This is a genomic window from Capnocytophaga sp. oral taxon 903 (assembly GCF_013394785.1).
GTDB classification, from domain to species: Bacteria; Bacteroidota; Bacteroidia; order Flavobacteriales; family Flavobacteriaceae; genus Capnocytophaga; species Capnocytophaga ochracea.
On record NZ_JABXYW010000002.1, the window covers coordinates 1,048,261 to 1,065,726 of the forward strand.

At 41.4% G+C, this 17,466-nt stretch carries 17 protein-coding genes and 2 pseudogenes; 1 reads left to right on the top strand and 18 read right to left on the bottom strand.

Annotated elements, in window-relative coordinates; translation table 11 throughout:
• Nucleotides 1-80 precede the first annotated feature (80 nt).
• Entirely contained in the window at nucleotides 81-1,025 is a 945-nt protein-coding gene (locus tag HW279_RS04360) for a cation diffusion facilitator family transporter (RefSeq protein WP_178958117.1), read from the top strand.
• A gap of 50 nt (nucleotides 1,026-1,075) precedes the next feature.
• On the opposite strand, the gene HW279_RS04365 is transcribed toward HW279_RS04360, so the two are convergent.
• From HW279_RS04365 to HW279_RS04450, 18 genes and pseudogenes are all read right to left on the bottom strand, one after another.
• Nucleotides 1,076-1,687: a DUF502 domain-containing protein gene (locus HW279_RS04365; RefSeq protein WP_048745609.1), complete on the bottom strand. Its 612-nt coding sequence runs from the start codon at nucleotides 1,685-1,687 to the stop codon at nucleotides 1,076-1,078.
• Nucleotides 1,688-1,698: 11 nt separating this feature from the next.
• Nucleotides 1,699-2,613, bottom strand: coding sequence for a glutaminase (locus tag HW279_RS04370; RefSeq protein ID WP_048745610.1), 915 nt, complete (start codon nucleotides 2,611-2,613; stop codon nucleotides 1,699-1,701).
• 6 nt (nucleotides 2,614-2,619) lie between these two features.
• The gene (gene gldE, locus HW279_RS04375) at nucleotides 2,620-3,915 is read right to left on the bottom strand and encodes a gliding motility-associated protein GldE (RefSeq protein ID WP_178959028.1); all 1,296 of its coding nucleotides are present in this window, start codon (nucleotides 3,913-3,915) and stop codon (nucleotides 2,620-2,622) included.
• A gap of 56 nt (nucleotides 3,916-3,971) precedes the next feature.
• Nucleotides 3,972-4,394 (bottom strand): single-stranded DNA-binding protein, encoded by a 423-nt coding sequence (locus HW279_RS04380; protein ID WP_002674608.1) that lies wholly within the window; start codon nucleotides 4,392-4,394, stop codon nucleotides 3,972-3,974.
• 64 nt (nucleotides 4,395-4,458) lie between these two features.
• A complete protein-coding gene (gene mutY, locus HW279_RS04385) occupies nucleotides 4,459-5,478 on the bottom strand; it encodes an A/G-specific adenine glycosylase (protein WP_178958118.1) in 1,020 nt (339 codons plus the stop codon).
• Nucleotides 5,479-5,494: 16 nt separating this feature from the next.
• Nucleotides 5,495-5,638 (bottom strand): annotated as a pseudogene (locus HW279_RS04390) (heavy metal-binding domain-containing protein); the annotation flags it as partial.
• Nucleotides 5,639-5,773: 135 nt separating this feature from the next.
• Complete coding sequence (locus HW279_RS04395) at nucleotides 5,774-6,208, bottom strand: DUF417 family protein (RefSeq protein WP_106096079.1); 435 nt, start codon at nucleotides 6,206-6,208, stop codon at nucleotides 5,774-5,776.
• 252 nt (nucleotides 6,209-6,460) lie between these two features.
• A pseudogene (locus tag HW279_RS11040) lies at nucleotides 6,461-6,661 on the bottom strand (IS1595 family transposase); the annotation flags it as partial.
• Nucleotides 6,662-6,693: 32 nt separating this feature from the next.
• Nucleotides 6,694-6,900 (bottom strand): twin-arginine translocase TatA/TatE family subunit, encoded by a 207-nt coding sequence (locus HW279_RS04405; RefSeq protein WP_178958119.1) that lies wholly within the window; start codon nucleotides 6,898-6,900, stop codon nucleotides 6,694-6,696.
• 130 nt (nucleotides 6,901-7,030) lie between these two features.
• Entirely contained in the window at nucleotides 7,031-8,020 is a 990-nt protein-coding gene (locus HW279_RS04410) for a DUF4837 family protein (RefSeq protein WP_178958120.1), read from the bottom strand.
• A gap of 831 nt (nucleotides 8,021-8,851) precedes the next feature.
• The gene (locus tag HW279_RS04415; RefSeq protein WP_009411522.1) at nucleotides 8,852-9,475 is read right to left on the bottom strand and encodes a hypothetical protein; all 624 of its coding nucleotides are present in this window, start codon (nucleotides 9,473-9,475) and stop codon (nucleotides 8,852-8,854) included.
• A gap of 96 nt (nucleotides 9,476-9,571) precedes the next feature.
• Nucleotides 9,572-9,802 carry a hypothetical protein gene (locus HW279_RS04420; RefSeq protein WP_002675780.1) on the bottom strand — a complete coding sequence of 77 codons (231 nt, stop codon included), beginning with the start codon at nucleotides 9,800-9,802 and terminating at the stop codon, nucleotides 9,572-9,574.
• 184 nt (nucleotides 9,803-9,986) lie between these two features.
• Nucleotides 9,987-11,237, bottom strand: a complete 1,251-nt coding sequence (locus HW279_RS04425; protein WP_178958121.1) for a glycoside hydrolase family 57 protein — start codon at nucleotides 11,235-11,237, stop codon at nucleotides 9,987-9,989.
• Nucleotides 11,238-11,248: 11 nt separating this feature from the next.
• On the bottom strand, nucleotides 11,249-12,538 hold the full coding sequence (locus HW279_RS04430; RefSeq protein WP_178958122.1) for a glycosyltransferase family 4 protein: 1,290 nt from the start codon (nucleotides 12,536-12,538) through the stop codon (nucleotides 11,249-11,251).
• Between the two features lie 55 nt (nucleotides 12,539-12,593).
• On the bottom strand, nucleotides 12,594-12,950 hold the full coding sequence (locus HW279_RS04435; RefSeq protein WP_009420546.1) for a DUF4377 domain-containing protein: 357 nt from the start codon (nucleotides 12,948-12,950) through the stop codon (nucleotides 12,594-12,596).
• A gap of 15 nt (nucleotides 12,951-12,965) precedes the next feature.
• The gene (locus tag HW279_RS04440) at nucleotides 12,966-14,921 is read right to left on the bottom strand and encodes a glycogen debranching enzyme N-terminal domain-containing protein (RefSeq protein WP_178958123.1); all 1,956 of its coding nucleotides are present in this window, start codon (nucleotides 14,919-14,921) and stop codon (nucleotides 12,966-12,968) included.
• 61 nt (nucleotides 14,922-14,982) lie between these two features.
• Complete coding sequence (locus HW279_RS04445) at nucleotides 14,983-15,360, bottom strand: four helix bundle protein (RefSeq protein ID WP_178958124.1); 378 nt, start codon at nucleotides 15,358-15,360, stop codon at nucleotides 14,983-14,985.
• Between the two features lie 82 nt (nucleotides 15,361-15,442).
• Nucleotides 15,443-17,407 (bottom strand): alpha amylase C-terminal domain-containing protein, encoded by a 1,965-nt coding sequence (locus HW279_RS04450; RefSeq protein ID WP_178958125.1) that lies wholly within the window; start codon nucleotides 17,405-17,407, stop codon nucleotides 15,443-15,445.
• Nucleotides 17,408-17,466: the final 59 nt, after the last annotated feature.

Genomic DNA, 17,466 nt, shown 5'->3' on the forward strand with positions numbered 1-17,466 from the left:
ATTCGTACCTTTGCATCGCTTGTTACCTTTTACCTACTTGTACGGCTCGCACCTTTTACCTTTATCTAAAAAATATTATTATGGAACATTCACACCTCGGTCACGACCATCATCACCACGGTCACGACCACCATCACCACACCGTAACCGACCTCAGTACTCTCAATCGTGCCTTCTACATAGGCATTGGGTTGAATCTGCTTTACACAATAATTGAGTTTGTAGTAGGCTTTCGCGTCGATTCCTTAGCACTTATCTCCGATGCAAGTCATAATTTAAGCGATGTTGCCAGTTTAGTGATTTCACTTATCGGTATGAAACTCACCCATCGCACCGCTACTCAGCTCTATACCTATGGCTACAAAAAGGCATCTATTCTCGCATCGCTCATCAATGCGGTACTACTGATGTATATTGTGATAAAAATCTTTATCGAAGCCTTCGAGCGTCTTGCTAATCCGCCCGAAATGGTAGGTTCAGCAATTATGCTTACAGCTTTTATAGGAGTAATAATCAATGCAGTTTCAGCATTCCTATTCTACAAAGGACAGAAGACAGATATCAATGTCAAAGGAGCTTTTCTGCACCTAATGCTCGATGCTTTGGTATCGGTAGGGGTAATTATCTCAGGGGCAATAGTATATTTTACCGGTTGGAACTTAGCCGACCCTATCAGTAGTTTTATGGTAGGTATTGTGATTCTGTTCTCCACTTGGGGATTGCTCAAAGAAAGTGTAAAACTCATCTTAGATGGAGTGCCTCACGACATCGATAAGGAGCATATACAGCACCTTATAGAAGAGCACCCAATGATAGAAAGCGTACATCACTTGCATATTTGGGCGCTCAGTAGCTCACAGAACGCTCTCACGGCTCATATTGTACTAAAAGAGTGTATTACGCTTAAAGAATTTATGAATATTAAAGCCGAGTTAAAGCACAAGCTCTCACACGAAGGGATTACCCACAGCACTTTTGAAATAGACACCGATAATTGCCACTGCGAAGAAGAAAAATGTAATTAATACCACAATGTTAATAGCTTAAACGAAGAATAAACTACTATATAAAATCACTATTTATTACCAGTATTATTGGCATTACTGGTATTATTGGTATTAGAAAGGATTCCGCCACTGAGGGCAAACTCCATTGCTTTTTGGGAAGAGAAACCTTCAGCAGGCTTTATGTTATCTTTGGAAGTAACAATCACCCAACCAGAAATAGCATATGAATGCGGAAGATAAACACTTACCATTTCGCTGAGTTCAGCAAAATCCATAGAAGGTTGGGTAAGGAACCCAATGCGCCATATTTCGGGCGTTTCATTCACTTTTACCCATACCGGATTAGTAAGCTTTCGTTTGTCACCTACAAAAGAAGCTAAAATATCTTTAATAGAAGAATAAATAACCTTTACACCGGGAATATGGGCTACTAAATAATCTAATAGTCCCACGAACAGTTTCCCTAAAATCAGTCGGCTACCAATGAAACCAATAATAGCAGTACCAAGTAAAACCAAAGCAAAAACTAACCCAGGGTAAGCCTTTGAAATATCAGGCACAAGGTTATCTACACTCTTGAAAATCGACCAAATAATCCAGATAGTAGCGCTCAGCGGACCTATGATAAGAATCCCCTGAAAAAAGTATTTGATAAAGGTACTGAAATAATGTTTTGACATATTATTTATTACTAAAAAATAGAAGTATGTGTTTGTGCGGTAAACTCTTCTAAGAACTTCATTCCTCTATATGAATTGCCTTTGTTATTAAGTTTCGGACTCCATACCGCAATGCTATAATGATTAGGCAAAAGGGCTACAATACCGCCTCCTACACCGCTTTTACCTGGTAGTCCTACCTTAAAAGCAAACTCCCCCGACTCATCATAGAAACCGCACGTTTGCATCAAAGCGTTTACCCGTTTAGTACAAGTTTCAGTAAGGATTTGAACTCTATCGTGCATACGAATACCATCGTTGGCAAGAAACGAGAAGATATATGCCATCGATTTGCAAGTAAGCTCTAATGAACAGAGCTTAAAGTAGAAATTGAGTACCTCAATAGGGTCATTCTCTATGTTCCCTAATGATTTGATATAATAACATAAGGCAAAATTGCGGTATCCTACTGATTTCTCCGATTCGGCTACTAATATAGAGTAATTTATACTATCATCATTAGCTAATTCTCTTACAAAAGTTAAGAAATCGGCTTCAGCATCTTCTAAGATAGAGAGGAGAATATCACAAACTACAATAGCCCCTGAATTGATAAGAGGGTTACGTGGAATACCGTTGTCGGCTTCTAACTGTATTAATGAATTGAATGAAGTGCCCGAAGGTTCTACATCTACACGTCGCCATAGTTGGTCGCCTATAATACTATATGCCAACGAAAGGGCTAATACCTTAGAAATACTCTGTGCTGAAAACTTTTCATCGCAATCACCAATCCCATACGATTGTTTGTTGAGGCTATAAAAATATACCCCAAACTTATCGGGGTTCACTTGTGCCAATTCTGGGATATAAGTAGGAACTTTACCTAAATTATCAGCAGATAAAACAGATTGGTATATAGTGTCAATTATTTTAGAATATTTCATATGTATTTATTGGGGATTGTTCGTTCTGATGATTTTGATTTGCTTGATGCGTTTTTTGTCAAAAGCCTCTACAATGAATTTATAGTTACCAAAGAGAATAGGAGTTCCTTTCTGAGGGAAGTTGCCCGAAATCTCCAAGAGAAAGCCTGCAAGCGTTTCGGCATCACCGCGATTTTCGTCAAATAGAGCCTCTTCTTCATCGGTAAATTCAAGAATGCGATAGAAGTCCTTCAATACCGTTTTTCCTTCAAAAATAAAGACATTATCATTGATTTTGGAGTGTGTTACATCTTCATCGTCAAACTCATCGTTGATATTTCCCACAATCTCTTCTATGATATCCTCTAAGGTAATCACTCCACAAGTACCACCGTATTCATCTACTACAACAGCGAGGTGTATCTTCTTCTCTTGAAACTCGCTCAACAAATCGTCTAATTTCTTGTTTTCGGGAACGAAGAAAGCATTGCGTTTCACACTATTCCAGTCGAAATCAGTTTTGTCTAAATGTGGCAATAGGTCTTTGATGTAAATTACCCCTGTGATATGATCTAAATTCTCGTGGTATACGGGAATGCGCGAATAGCCTATCGCCACTATTTCGTTTAGCAACTCCTGATATGAGAGCTCTTCGCTGAGAGCAAAGATGTCTACACGGGGTACCATTACTTCTCGGGTTTCGGTATTACCAAAAGAAACAATGCCCTCTAATATCTTCTTTTCCTCGTTGGTGGTATCTTCTTCGGAGGCGAGTTCTAAGGCTTGCGAGAGTTGCCCTACTGAAATATTACTTTTCTGTTTGCCCAATTTTTTTTGTATCCATACGGTAAAGTTTTTCATCGGCATACTGATGGGCGTAAAGAAGGTGTCGAGGGAATAGATGAAGTAAGCTATGCGCTGTGAAAACAAAATATTGTTGCGATTGGCGTAGATTTTAGGCAGGATTTCACCGCAGAGCAAAAGCACAAAGGTAACCACACCCACATCGAGTACTGCCCGTACCCAAGGAGTTGTAATTTCTCCGAAGAGGAAGTCGCCTAAATCTACAAAGAGGAGTACGATAGAGATGTTTACCAAGTTATTGGCAATAAGTACCGTTGCCAATAGCTTTTTAGGATTCTCTGCGAGTTTGGCTATAATATTGCCGGTAGGCGTTTTTTCTTCTTTGAGTGTTTCAATCTCAGCAGGAGTAAGCGAAAAGAGAGCTACCTCAGCTCCTGAGATAAGAGCAGAGCAGAATAATAATAGTATAAACACTGCAAATTGAATAACGATACTCAAATCGATGTTTAAGAAAGGCATTAATGAGAGTACCGACAAAGGTTCTGTTTCCAAAATATTATTATTTCGTTACACATTTAGAAAGGAGGCTCTGTGCTTACGGGCGGTTCAGGAGCCTTAGGTTCAGCTGTTTTAAGAGCTGGTTTAGGTTGCCCATCACGTTTAGGATTTGGTAGGAAAGTTACATCGGAAGCGTGGATTTCAGTTGTTTGGCGCATCACGCCGTCTTCCGTTTGCCATTTACGTGTTTTGATGCGCCCTTCGACATAAATAAGGTCGCCTTTGTGAGTGTATTTCTCTACGAGTTCTGCCAGCTTGTTGCGTACGATGACAGTATGCCATTCGGTACTGCTAATGCGCTCGTTGGTAGCGCGATTGGTATACTCATCGTCAGTGGCTAAGGGGAACTGACCAATGCAGTTACCTTCGCTGAAATAGGTAAGCTTTACAACATCTCCCATACGACCTATGAGAATAACTTTATTTAAAGTTCCGTTCATTGATATATATAAATATAAAGTTGATAATCTAAATATTCTCCAAAAGTACGACAAAATTTTAAAACTACCAAAATTTGGTAATGAAATTTGCAGTGAGAGCTGATACGGGATAGCTGTGTATGTCGGTGATAAGTATGCTATTATCAAGGAGTTCGGTGGTGGTAACTATCCAAAAAGAAGTATAAATATGCTGGTGAGTGAGTTTGTGGATTACAGGCATTTCGTTGTACAAACTCACGGTAGCGGAAGGTAAGATAGAGGCTATTTCTTCGGTAGTAGCAGGAGCGTGAGTTTCGAGTAGAGGGAACTCATAGAGTCCGTGCCAGATATCTTTGCCTTTGCGCTTTTGCAAAAGGGTTTGTCCGTAAGGATTGAGCCATACGAGATAGTTGAAATAGCGTTTTTTGATAGTGATTTTCTTGATTTTTACAGGCAGGACGTCCACTTGCTGATGATGAAAAGCCCAACAGTGGTCACGTAATACACAATTTGCACAATCGGGACTCTGGGGAGTGCACTGCAAGGCACCGAACTCCATTAGGGCTTGGTTATAAGTGCCGGGATTGTGCTTGTCTAAACATTCGTAAGCTAATGCTTTGAACTCTTTGGCACCTTGTGTACTGTTAATAGGTGTTGCAACACCAAAAAGACGAGAGAGCACACGGTATACATTACCATCGACTACGGCGCAAGGTTCGTTATAACAAAAGGAAGCTATGGCACTTGCGGTATAATCGCCTATACCTTTGAGTTTTACAAGTTCTTTATAGGTTTTGGGGAAGACACCTCCCAATTCAGTAGCGATATATTGCGCTGTGTGGTGTAGATTCTTAGCACGCGAGTAATAGCCTAAGCCCTGCCATAGTTTGAGCACTTCTTCTTCGGGGGCATTGGCTAAATCGGTGATGGTAGGGTACCGACTGATAAAACGCTGGTAGTAAGGCAGACCTTGCACTACGCGCGTTTGCTGTAAAATCACTTCGGAGAGCCACACCTTATAGGGATTAGCAGTGCCACGCCAAGGCAAAGACCTTTGCGCAACTTTATACCAAGAAGTTAGTTTGTTGATGAGCCAATTTGTCAATTTGTGAATTTGCTAATTAGATAACTACGGCAGTGCCGCTAACAGTAACCATTAGCATACCGCCGTTAGCGCCTACGGTTTCATAATCGAGGTCGATGCCAACGATCGCATTAGCACCTTTTTGGGCAGCACGTTGTTGGAGTTCAGCAAGGGCAGAATCTTTAGCTTCGCGGACTTTTTGCATAAAATAGTCAGTAGGACTTTCTGTATCAAATCCATAAAAAATCTTTTCTGACTTGATATTTTTTATGACCACATTTGCTACAGCAATATCCTTCTTTCCATTTTAAGGAAGCTACTTAGGCTTGTTCATACTTATCATTCCAAAGCCTAACATAGGAATATCTTTTAAAATAAAGAAATCAGTAACGGGAACTCCTTCTATATAGTAATAGGTTTTAGCAGAAGTAAAAAGAAAACTCAAAGTAATAAGAAAAGTAATTGTACAACCTACAAAGGCTAATTTACGCACTATCGGAGAGAATATCCCTATTATCAGTGCTACTGCTATAGCTATCTCTATTACACCTATGAGATTGGAAACTCCTTGCAAACTTAGAATTTTATAAAGCCATGATAGCAGGAAACTTTGTTCTACCAAGGATTTAATTCCCTCTGCCTCAGCATGCGTAAACTTGAATGCGCCTATCCAAAGTAGAATAGTTGCCACTCCAAAAAGACTAATGTAATACCCTATTTTGTAACATAGGGAGATACTACTATTTTTCATTTCTTGTGATTTATTATATTGCAAAGTTGCGATTTTTTTAAGTAAAAAAATTACTGAGGTGCCTGTTTAGTTAGATACTAAGGAATTTGAGTTATATGAAAGTCTTTTATAGGTTTATATCCTTTCCATTCGTCAGTAGTAACTTGTGCTGTTTCCCTTCTTTTTTTTCCTCCTATGGTAATTTTATCAACCTAAACGCTATCATTCATTTTGTGCAATTCAATGGATTTCATAGCTTCACGGACTTTTTGCATAAAATAGTGTTCCTGCAGTAGGTCTTTCTGTATCAAATCCATAAAAATCTTTTCTGACTTGATATTTTTTATGACCACATTTGCGACAGCAATATCCATCTTCCCATTTTAAAGAAGCTAAATATTCTTCGCAATCTAAGTCTGTTTTAAAGCGTTCAGTAAACACTAAGAGGTTTTGTTCATTAAATAATCTCGTAATGCATTAATTTTCAGAGTGCAAAATATATGAAATTATTTTGACATCTCAATTTCTGATTTCTCAGTGTTTTCGGGTTTCTTTTCGTTAGGGTCTTTAGTAGCATCTTTGAACTCGCGAATACCTGTGCCCAAACCGCGCATTAATTCGGGAATCTTCTTGCCTCCAAAGAGCAATAATATAAGGGCTACAATGATGACTACTTGCCAGGGACCTACTACCCCTAAAAATATACTTAGCATAGTTATTAGATTTTAGTTGTTAGTTATTAGTGATTAGGTGTGTCGGAATTGCCAAACTTGTCGGACAATTCTGAACAAAGAAATATAATAGTGCAAAATTACAAAACTTTTTTAAATTGACAATCTTTTTCTAACGACTAAATTCTATCGACTTGATAATGGCTTCGAGTTCGAAGAGCATATCGCGTTTGGCAACGCCTGGGGCATATAAAAAACCTTCGGCTACTACCAGACGGTTATGGGCTTTGTCTTCAATAATATAATTGATATAGGGACCTCCAAGGGCGAAATCTTTTACTTCCCACAAGCCTTTGCTTTCAATGGTTTTTCGTCCTTTTATCTTCGTTTCGCTGATGCTGGGAGCTAAATAGGTTTCGGTAACCATATACATACCTTCTTTGGGGCCTGGAATATATTTTTTGCCTATGGAATCGCGCATCTTTACGATGGTTTTAGCACGCCCTTCTTCATCGGCAGGGATACTTCCCAAAGGCATTTCGTAGAGGATAATACTTGCTCTACCGCCTTTGATAGGGCGTTCTATCCAGAAGAAATTGTCGCCGTATTTTCTCACTTTGTACACGGCGGGCATCACGAATTTGAAGCCTAAGGTTTGTTCTACTTGATTGTCTTTGCTAAGGGCATTGTTAAAACGATGACGTGTTTCTTTGAGGTCGTTGTTCTTGAACGCAAGGATAAACTGGTCGTGAAATTCTTCGACTTTGCAGGCTATATCGCGCACTTGTTTGCCTTGTACTTCGCATACTACTTGTGGTTTTGCGTATACATCGTCGCTGATAGTTGCTTCGTTTTTATTACCGCGATGCACAATGAGCACATTGCGACTGTTACGGGTGTTGCCTTCAAATACTTGTGGGGGTACTTGATGTAACGAAAAGATGGGTTCTTCGGTAGGTAGCCCATCGATAGGAGCGGCGAAGTAACGGCGAATGGTATCGCCTACGGCGCCTTCCCAGAGGTCGTTATCGATGACCACGGCGAGGGTGTTGATTTGCCCTACTGAAGGGGGGAGGTAAGTTTCTCCGTTTTTATTGTTGCTATTGTTACAACCCAATAGGAGCAGGGAGCAGGCGATGCTTGCAAATAAAAAGCGTTTCATAAAAATAACTGATTATTTCTTTATAGGAAAAGATACAGCTAAAATCGTTCCAAAATCACTTTTTTGGTAAAAAATGTTGTTAGATTAGGGAATTAGAGAATTAGAGAATGAGGAAATTAGAAAATGAGAAAATGAGGTAAAAGCTAATAATACCAGAAATGCCAATAATACCACCAAGGGGAATGGGCGGGGCGGACTTTTCAGACGAATCGGACAGTTTAGAGGAGGTATTGGAGGATTCGGAAGAAAACGGAAAAGTTCGGAAGAGAGCTGGAAGAAGTTTTGACGGAAAAAGGGTGTAAGGAGGGTGGAGTTAGGATATAGAAAGGATATAGGAATGATGAACGAATGATGGACGATTGGTATAGAAAGGGTATATAAATAATTGAATAATAATATCATACAACAAGGCTAAAAACGGTAAAAACGGGATTTCGAGGCGAAAGAAAAGGGAATAGGTGATAGGCCATAGGCCATAGGCACTAGGAGGGAGTATGACGAGAAGGAGAAGGGATAATTAGGGAATTAGCAAATTAGAAAATGAGAAAATGGGGTGGTGTGGAGGCTTAGGGCATAGGTAATAGGGGGGAGTATGACGGAAAATCAAAAGAAACCTCCCCCTAGCCCCCTCAGTGAGGGGGAATGTGGTGACGGGAAAGGGGAAGAAAAATTAGAGAATTAGGAAATTAGAAAATTAGTAAATGGGGAGCAGTGGGGTGGGAATCCCTGAATAATATGTAAATTATTAATGGGGCGAATGGTGCTACTTAGGTAATTGTTAGCCAATGAATAATAGGAATAATTTGTTTAAAGGCTTAAATGGCTAATTTGCTACATTGCGAAAATTAGATTTCTGAACAATAACAGTAGCGAGAGCTGTGGTAAAACCCCAATGAGCCAACTTAAAAACATTAGCCATAAGGACTTCTGGTTGAGGTAAGCTTGTGCTGAAATACAGGCTCCGCTGAGGAATAAGAAAAAGGCTACTATATAGGTCATATCTTTTTCTACGGCAATACTGAGCAATACTGAGAAGGTAGTAAGCGCCCCCATTCCCATAGCAAACATATTGACTTGCAATCGCAGAAAATGTAAAAACAAAATTATAAAACAGCTGATGGCTAAGTTCATCACATAGAAGTAGAGGATAGGATAGGGGTCGATAGGGGTGATGCCGAAAGCTACCCCTAAGAGCATTGCTATATAGCCGTACAAAAGCCATTTTTGTTTTTCTAATGGAATGATAAAAGGGTTCTGCAACCAGCCTACTACAAACAAGATGAGGTAGATGAGTGTAGGGATAGCAATGGTAACTATTAGTAATAATAGCCACGTAAACTTCATTTGCTCTACCGGGAGAGGAAAAGGGATATTAAAAAGCACCACCATAGCTCCGTAGATAGGGAACCAGATGGGGTGAGTGAAAAAGGCTATGATATAACTCAAAAAACGCATTGTATTCTTCTTTTTTGCAAAGGTAGTACAAAATAGCAAAATAGCAAATTTGAGAAAGAGCAAAAAAGCCCCTCGCGTGAGCGAGGGGCTTTTTATTTAAGGAGTGTAAATAATGTTTTCTACTAAGTCGTTGTCGGTATTCTTGGCGAGCTGTGAGTTTTTCTCGTTAAAAGGAGTGGTGTAGAGAAACTCTTCGCTACTTAGATGTCCTGTGGGCATCTCGTCGGGGTTCGTCTCGGCAACTTTGTTGGTTCCAGACAGTTCTTTCAGTTCTTCAGCGACAATCTCTTCAAAGAAATTGTCTTTCCTTGTTTTTACATTTTTCATCTTGTCTGCTTTTAAATTATTATTAAACTTTCTTTTACTCCTTAGGAAACACGCCATAGGGCATAGGTTTCAAGGGATAGCGTTTCTCAAAAGAGGATAACCTCTCCCTAATTTCACATACTCAGCTACGCCAGCTGGCTGACTTCTCTTAAATAGGGGGAGAAGGGGACTGAAAAGTGACTTTTCACTTTTTCCTTGTCTGCCTCTTTTTCTTTGTTACTTGTGTAGTTTGCACCTCTTCTTGCTCGTGTGGCTTACATCTTTCGATAAAATCGCTGAGCACATTCATATAGTTGATGAAGGCTTCGTAAGGCGAGTCGTAGGGCAGGCGATACTTGTGATAGTCGGCACCTGAAAAGAGCTTAGTGCGCATAAAATAGAAGTGCTCACTGGCTTGCAGACGAGTATAATCGTCTATCAGGTCGGCGTTCTTTTTCTTTCTTACTTCTGGTTGTATCTTAAAGAGCTCTCGGAAGGCTTCTTTTTGCAACTCGTTACCCAGCCAAGAGGTGGTATCGCGCTCTTCGTCTGTCCACGAAATAGGGTAGGGTACAGGCAAGACATCTTTGACAGGGTGCTTTTTGGCTACTTCCTTCGGTAACAAGAACTGATAGTTGTCGTCTTCCATCATATAGGTGATGAAATAGCGCAAGAAGTCGAAAATGCCACTTTGAGCATTGTTGTAATAACCTATCACTTCGTAGTTCATAAAGAGGTTGAGCACCTCGCTATCTTGTAAGCTGTTTTTCACCCAACTGATATACTTTTCGGAAGTGAGAGGGTATTCACTCCAATTTCTATCGGAAAAGCGTATGGCGATATCATCACTGAGTTTGCTGTTTTTGAGCAAAAGGTTGAGGTTTTCGTCGATAGCGTTTTTATAGACAAAGTTTGGACTCTTCCAACCCAATACGTGCTTAGCTCCATCGGTGAGCATTGTCTTGAAACCGAGTTTTGCGACGCGTTCGCCTATGGCATCTGAATAGATGAGAGAGGTGTTGCGAAAAGTTACAGGCTTCTTGCCAAAGAGCTGTTTGATAGCCGTAGTATGGCGTTTTACTTGTTGTTCGAACTCATCGGTATCATCGGAAAGCGAAGCCAAAGAGTGGGAATAAGTCTCTGCCAAAAATTCTACACTACCGGTTTGGGCGAGTTCTTGGAAAGAGCGTATCACCTCAGGAGTGTGCATTTCGAGCTGGTCGATAGCACTTCCTGTGATAGAAAAAGCTACTTTGAACTTGCCTTTGTATTTATTGATAAGCTCCAAGAGCAAGGCGTTAGCAGGTAGATAGCAATGCTCAGCCAAATCTTCAAGCTCAGAGCGATTGGCGTAATTATCGAAGTAATTATGTTTCTTGCCGATGTCGAAGAATTGATACTTTCTAAGACGTTCGGGGTGATGGATTTGGAAATAGATACAAATTGACTTTTTCATCGTTGGTTATTTTATATTAAAGATTCGTAAATGTTTTTGAGTTTCAAGGAAGCTTTTTCCCATTTCAGTTGGTTTACCTCGTCGTAACCTTCTCGCTGCATATAGTGAGCGAGTGTAGGGTAAGCCAAAATGCCATAAATAGCATCGGCAAGGGCGTTGATATCCCAATAGTCTACTTTGATAGCGTGGTTCAGTACCTCAGCTACTCCCGATTGTTTGGAGATGATAGTAGGTACTCCTGAGCGCATTGCTTCCAAAGGAGAAATTCCAAAAGGCTCGGATACTGAGGGCATCACATACACATCGCTGTATTGGAACATACGCTGTACGTCGTTACCCCTGAGGAAACCTGTGAAGTGGAAGCGGGTTCCTAATCCCAATTGTGCAACACGGCGCACTAAGGGGTTCATCTTCTCGCCACTACCTGCCATTACAAAGCGTACGTTAGGCATACGCTTCATCACTTTTGCAGCTGCCTCGACGAAATATTCGGGACCTTTTTGCAAGGTGATACGCCCTAAGAAAGTAACGATTTTATCCTTAATACCGCGTTCTTCTTTGGCGTCGGTTTCGGCTTTAAAGTCTACTGCATTGTGTACAGTAATCACTTTCTCGGCAGGGATACCGTATTTTTCAATGACGATATTGCGGGTCCAGTTGCTCACGGTTACTACTCTATCGGCAGCTTCCATACCGCGTTTTTCGATGTCGTATACCAGAGTATTGCGGTTATACTCGCCCCCACGGTCGTATTCGGTAGCGTGCACGTGTACGATAAGGGGTTTGCCGGAAATCTTTTTGGCGATGATACCCGCGCTATATGTAAGCCAATCGTGAGCGTGAATCACGTCGAACTCATAGCGTTTTGCAACAGTTCCTGCTACTAAGGCGTAGCGGTAGACCTCCTCCATCAGATTTGCTCCGTATTTGCCCGAAAACTGAAATTTGTTATGATACGAAATGCGCTCGCGGTGTTCACCTTCTTTGAGGTAAGCATCACGTTCGCGGGCGAAGGTTTCGGGGTCGAGGTAAGGCACGAGGTTCGAGCCTATCTCCATAAAATTGATGTGTTTCCAGAAATCTTCAATCTTTTCAGCGTTTTGCAACATCTCTACATCGCTAGCGTTGATAATCTTAGCCACGTTACCGTCCTCATCACCGGAGGCTTTTGGCATCACAAACAGCACTTTTACGCCGTTTTTAGCCAATCCTTGGGCTATACCCAAGCAGGCTGTTCCTAATCCCCCACTGATATGAGGGGGAAATTCCCATCCAAACATTAATACTCTTGCTTTCTTCATATGCTTTTATTTATTCCTTCCCCAATCCCCTCCCACGCAGGGAGCAAGAAGAGCGTTATTCTAATTTTTGTTTTGAGATGATGCTGATTAACTCATAATCATCGGGCAGATTACCATCTTGAATAGGGTAGTCATAGATGATTCTCTTGACTTTCAACTGATATTTATAACCTTTTTCAAGGGTAATACCTTTTATTTGGTCGTTGCCAAAACAAAGTTCTTTATTACCTATTAGTGCTTTAAAACATTCGAATTTCACTTCAGGCCAACTAAAGGCTTCTCCCATTTCTCCTGTAATTGTAAGTGTCACTTTTTGTACTTCTTTAACTCCATTATTGGTGTAATCACTTTCTTTACTAAGGCAAGAACAGCACAAGACACATATCAATAATATTAAAATATTTCTTATCATATTAAAATAACTTTCTCAAAGTGTTGCAGGCATTTGGCTCAGTAGCCATTGAGCACGTAATATCTCAGCTACATTCTTAGCTTTGGCAATACAACCGCGTGAGTGGAATGGTGGATTGCCGTCGTAAATATCCGATATAGTACATACGCCGTGTTCGTTGAGCTCTTCTTCAAAATTTTCCAAGATAGCTTGTGCTTCTGGTAGGTATTGCTCTCCAAAGATTTTCAGATAAGCCTCAACATAGAACCCAATAAACCAAGGGTGTGCTGACCCGTTGAAAGAGGCTTTGTCGCGCACATATACATTGCCTACACTCACGCCTTCATAACGGGGGCTTTGAGGAGATAAACTGCGCAACCCGCGAGGGGTGAGCAACTCTTGGGTGACAATGTCCAATACTCTCTTCTTGGTTTTCTCGTTTATGGGAGCATAGTCAAGCGCACAAACGATGAGCTGATTGGGTCGTACATCTATGTTTTTATTCGTGCGGTTGGCATAGTCGGCAAGGTATTTCTTGTCGTCTATCCAAAAAGTCTCTACAAAGCTCTTTTCGATGGTTTCAGGTAGCGTAAACCACTCGCCTAAGAAAGCCTTGTCTTTCGCTTCTTCTGCTAAGGCAAGCGCGTAACATACAGCATTATACCAGAGGGCATTCACTTCTACTACATAACCGTTGCGTGGCACGATAGCGCCGTAATCGCCTTGCGCATCAAACCACGTGAGCGGACGTGTAAGGTCATCACTCCATATAAGTCCGTTAGCTTCCATACGGATATTCTTATGAGAACCTTGCTTGTACGAGTTTAAGATACTTTTGAGCGTATCGCCATACTCCTTCCAAAGTTGTTTCTTACTCTTAATAGTTTCCTTTTCGTACTGTTGAAGCGTCCAGAAGAACCACAGAGAGGTGTCGGCATCATACTCAGGGTGTATATTGTGTGTACTGATTTCCTTAGCAAAAAGCCCTTCGTAGAAGTATTTTTGAGTAGAGGTGAGCACGTCTTCAAATATCTTGGCTGTACTGCCCGATAAAGCAATACCTGGCAAGGCAATAAAAGTGTCGCGCATATTGCTGTCGAACCAGTGATAACCTGCTTTGATGCGGGTTTCGCCTGCCTTGTGAATAATAAACTGAGAGGCGGCGTACTGCAAGCATTCTTCAAACGAATTGCGGTCGGCGCGTTCTTTGAGGTACTTGGTAAAGTCCTTAGCGAGGTTTTTAGGATTAGCTTCCTCTAAGCTGGCTGAGAAGACGATACTTTCTCCTTTTTTGAGGCTCACTTCGAAAGCTCCTACGCTGAGGAGGTCTTCTTGGTAGTCATAACCACGCTCTTTTTCCTTGGTGTAATAGATGTTGTTGTTCCAATAAGCCCCACCGCCAAAATTAGCGGATTTACTGAGTTGCATATAGAGATAAGGAAACTCTGGGTATAGTTTTACACGCACGCCACCGCCTACCGCTTCAGCTTGGGTGTTGGCTACGGGGTTTTGCTTGCTAAGCGAATGGATATTGCGGAAAGCCAAGAGAGGGTTTAGGCGCAAAAGGGTAGCCGAATGGGCTTCTAGTAGCGTATAGCGTATCAATACTTGGGGAGCATTGTGCATCATCAAGATTTCTTTTTTCAGCAGTACGCCACCTACTTGGTAAGTAACGGTAAATGCTTTTTCGTAGGAAATATCTACGATATACTTATGCCCGCGTGGTTCATAGGTGCCTTCGTATTTATGAACGCCGAAATTAAAATCGCGTCCGTGCTGAATGATACTTTCGTCTAAGGAGGAAAGCATCACGTAGTTCTTGCCTCTGAACTTTTCAATAGGCACTACCAGTAGCCCGTGGTATTTACGGGTATTGCAAAATACGAGAGTAGAGGAGCAGTAACCTCCACCGCGGTTCGTACCGAGAAACTCTCTATCCAGAGAGTATTCAAGATTAATTAGTTGGTCTTTTTTGAATGATAGATAACTCATATTTCAATTAACAATTAATAATTGACAATTGACATTGTCAATTGTCAAATGGGTGTGATTATTAGTTTTTATTAGAACTTTCCTTTTTGATGTTTTCTTTTTTAGTTTTAATTATCGAGATGAGTAGTTTTAGAATTTCTTTGCAGTCAGCTATTATTGATTCATATTCTTTCTCATTAAGATATTGTGTTGCATATAATAGATCTAACCAATATTCAGTTTCGTTAGCTTCTTTGAGTCCTATTTGTAATTTATGTATAAAATCACTATCACTTTCAGCGTGTTCTGATTCTCTTACGCAAGCACCTACTGAAGTAGCACAACGCAACAATTGCTTGCTGATTACAAAATCTCTTTTGTCTTCTTGTAATATTCTTGTAAGTTTTACAATTCGAATAGCAAAATCAAAAGACTTTTCTTTAACAATATTGTTTTTCATAATTTTTCAATAGATGATTAATAGTAATCACAATTAATAATTAACACAATCTGCCTCACAACCAATTGTCAATTGTCAATTATCAATTGTCAATTTTTAGCACTATTCCAATTCTCGCGGGTATATACAACGACAGCAAATTCTCCTTGCCGGTATATTGCGTAAAATGCTCTACGCTTTCATCAATGCGGTTGTCGCCTCCAAAAGCGGGGTTATCAGTATTCAGTACCGTTGTGTATTTGCCTGCTGGCACATCAAACTGATAATCGGTGTAGGAGGTAGTGGGGTTAAAACTGAAAACAAATAAATAACCACTCCGCTCGAATATGAGTAGCTGTCGCTCGATGTCGCGCACCAATATGTGGGGCTCTCGGTCTAGGAACTTGCTATTGGTGGCAAAGTGTATCATCGCACTATCAAAAGCGTTGAGGTATTTAAACTTTAAGTTAGAGTCGTCTACCAAACTCCACAGTCTGCGTGCGTGGGCATAACTCCAACCATTACCTTGGCGAGGAAAGTCAATCCACTCAGGGTGTCCCCATTCGTTGCCCATAAAGTTGAGGTATCCCCCACCTGCAGTACCAAGAGTTACCAAACGTATTATCTTGTGTAAAGCCATCGCACGGTCGATAATCAGACTGTGGTCGAATACGCTCATACCCGTATACACTTCCTTATCGGTGAGCCAGAAAAATATCGTTTTATCACCCACCAAGGCTTGGTCGTGGCTTTCGGCATAACTAATAGTGCGTTCTTCGGTGCGTTTGTTAGTCAATTCGTAATAGATATTGCCTACGTGCCATTGCTCATCGGGTACTTCTTTGAGGAGCTTAATCCAATAATCGGGGATACCCATACTCAGCTTGTAATCGAAGCCTACGCCTTTTTCAGCAATAGGCGAAGCAAGACCGGGCAATCCGCTCATCTCTTCGGCAATGGTCAGCGCTTCGGGGTAGAGCTCGTGAATAAGTTGGTTAGCCATAGTGAGATACACCAAAGCGTCGTCGTCCTCATTGCCATCATAATAGAAACTATAATTGGTAAAGGCTTTGCCCAAACCGTGATCGTAATAAATCATACTGGTAACTCCGTCGAAACGGAAACCATCGAAGCGATATTCTTCTAACCAATACTTACAGTTAGAAAGTAAAAAATTCAGTACTTGTGGCTTGCCATAGTCAAAACAGCGGGAGTCCCAAGCAGGGTGTTTACCGCGCTCACCGCGGTGGAAGTAAAGATAGTCGGTACCGTCGAAGTGGCTGAGCCCTTCTGCCTCGTTGCTCACCGAATGCGAGTGTACAATATCAAGCAGTACACGTATGCCCAAGCCGTGCGCAGCATCGATGAGTTCTTTGAGTTCTTCGGGCGTACCAAAGCGTGAACTCACCGCAAAGAAGTTGGCTACCTGATAGCCAAAAGAACCGTAGTAAGGGTGTTCTTGTATTGCCATCAGCTGGAGGGTGTTATAGCCCAAAGCAGCGATACGGGGGAGTACATAGAGACGGAACTCTATAAAGGTACTCACGCGCTGGTGCTCAGTACTCATCCCTATATGTGCTTCGTAGATAAGAGGGTGCGGGGTAGCTTTGGGGCGTGGGTGTTGCCAAGGGTAGGGGTGCTCCGGGCACCACACTTGGGCGGAAAACACCTTGGTATACTCGTCCTGCACGGCACGGGTAGTATGTGAGGGGAGGCGTTCGCCACTGCCTCCTTCCCATTCCACAAGTAGTTTGTAAAGCATTTCGTGGCGGAGGATATTAGCAGGAACACGCAATTCCCAGTCTTGGTCGTTTAGTTTAGTGAAAGAATAGTGTTTGTTTTTTTGCCAGTCGTTGCTATCACAAAGAAGAAAGATAGCCGTTGCATTTGGAGCCCACTCGCGTAGCACCCATTCTGTATGAGTACGGTGCAGACCGTAGTAGAGGTGCGAATTACAAGCATCAGCCAGGCACTTAGCGTCCCCTTGCACTCTACGAAGTGTATCTATAAAGTGCTGATGCCTTCCCTGAATAACAGGGAGGTATGGTAGCAATAGTGGGTCGTTCATAAGGTTTGGTATTCTGGCTACGGAAAAGTCAAAAGATTGGCTTTTAGGTAAGTCAATTA

Excerpts from the sequence above, each read along its gene's own strand:
- HW279_RS04360 (WP_178958117.1), top strand. The coding sequence starts at position 81 with ATGGAACATTCACACCTCGGTCACGACCATCATCACCACGGTCACGAC.
- HW279_RS04365 (WP_048745609.1), bottom strand. The coding sequence starts at position 1,687 with ATGTCAAAACATTATTTCAGTACCTTTATCAAATACTTTTTTCAGGGG.
- HW279_RS04370 (WP_048745610.1), bottom strand. The coding sequence starts at position 2,613 with ATGAAATATTCTAAAATAATTGACACTATATACCAATCTGTTTTATCT.
- gldE (WP_178959028.1), bottom strand. The coding sequence starts at position 3,915 with ATGCCTTTCTTAAACATCGATTTGAGTATCGTTATTCAATTTGCAGTG.
- HW279_RS04380 (WP_002674608.1), bottom strand. The coding sequence starts at position 4,394 with ATGAACGGAACTTTAAATAAAGTTATTCTCATAGGTCGTATGGGAGAT.
- HW279_RS04395 (WP_106096079.1), bottom strand. The coding sequence starts at position 6,208 with ATGAAAAATAGTAGTATCTCCCTATGTTACAAAATAGGGTATTACATT.
- HW279_RS04405 (WP_178958119.1), bottom strand. The coding sequence starts at position 6,900 with ATGCTAAGTATATTTTTAGGGGTAGTAGGTCCCTGGCAAGTAGTCATC.
- HW279_RS04410 (WP_178958120.1), bottom strand. The coding sequence starts at position 8,020 with ATGAAACGCTTTTTATTTGCAAGCATCGCCTGCTCCCTGCTCCTATTG.
- HW279_RS04415 (WP_009411522.1), bottom strand. The coding sequence starts at position 9,475 with ATGCGTTTTTTGAGTTATATCATAGCCTTTTTCACTCACCCCATCTGG.
- HW279_RS04420 (WP_002675780.1), bottom strand. The coding sequence starts at position 9,802 with ATGAAAAATGTAAAAACAAGGAAAGACAATTTCTTTGAAGAGATTGTC.
- HW279_RS04425 (WP_178958121.1), bottom strand. The coding sequence starts at position 11,237 with ATGAAAAAGTCAATTTGTATCTATTTCCAAATCCATCACCCCGAACGT.
- HW279_RS04430 (WP_178958122.1), bottom strand. The coding sequence starts at position 12,538 with ATGAAGAAAGCAAGAGTATTAATGTTTGGATGGGAATTTCCCCCTCAT.
- HW279_RS04435 (WP_009420546.1), bottom strand. The coding sequence starts at position 12,950 with ATGATAAGAAATATTTTAATATTATTGATATGTGTCTTGTGCTGTTCT.
- HW279_RS04440 (WP_178958123.1), bottom strand. The coding sequence starts at position 14,921 with ATGAGTTATCTATCATTCAAAAAAGACCAACTAATTAATCTTGAATAC.
- HW279_RS04445 (WP_178958124.1), bottom strand. The coding sequence starts at position 15,360 with ATGAAAAACAATATTGTTAAAGAAAAGTCTTTTGATTTTGCTATTCGA.
- HW279_RS04450 (WP_178958125.1), bottom strand. The coding sequence starts at position 17,407 with ATGAACGACCCACTATTGCTACCATACCTCCCTGTTATTCAGGGAAGG.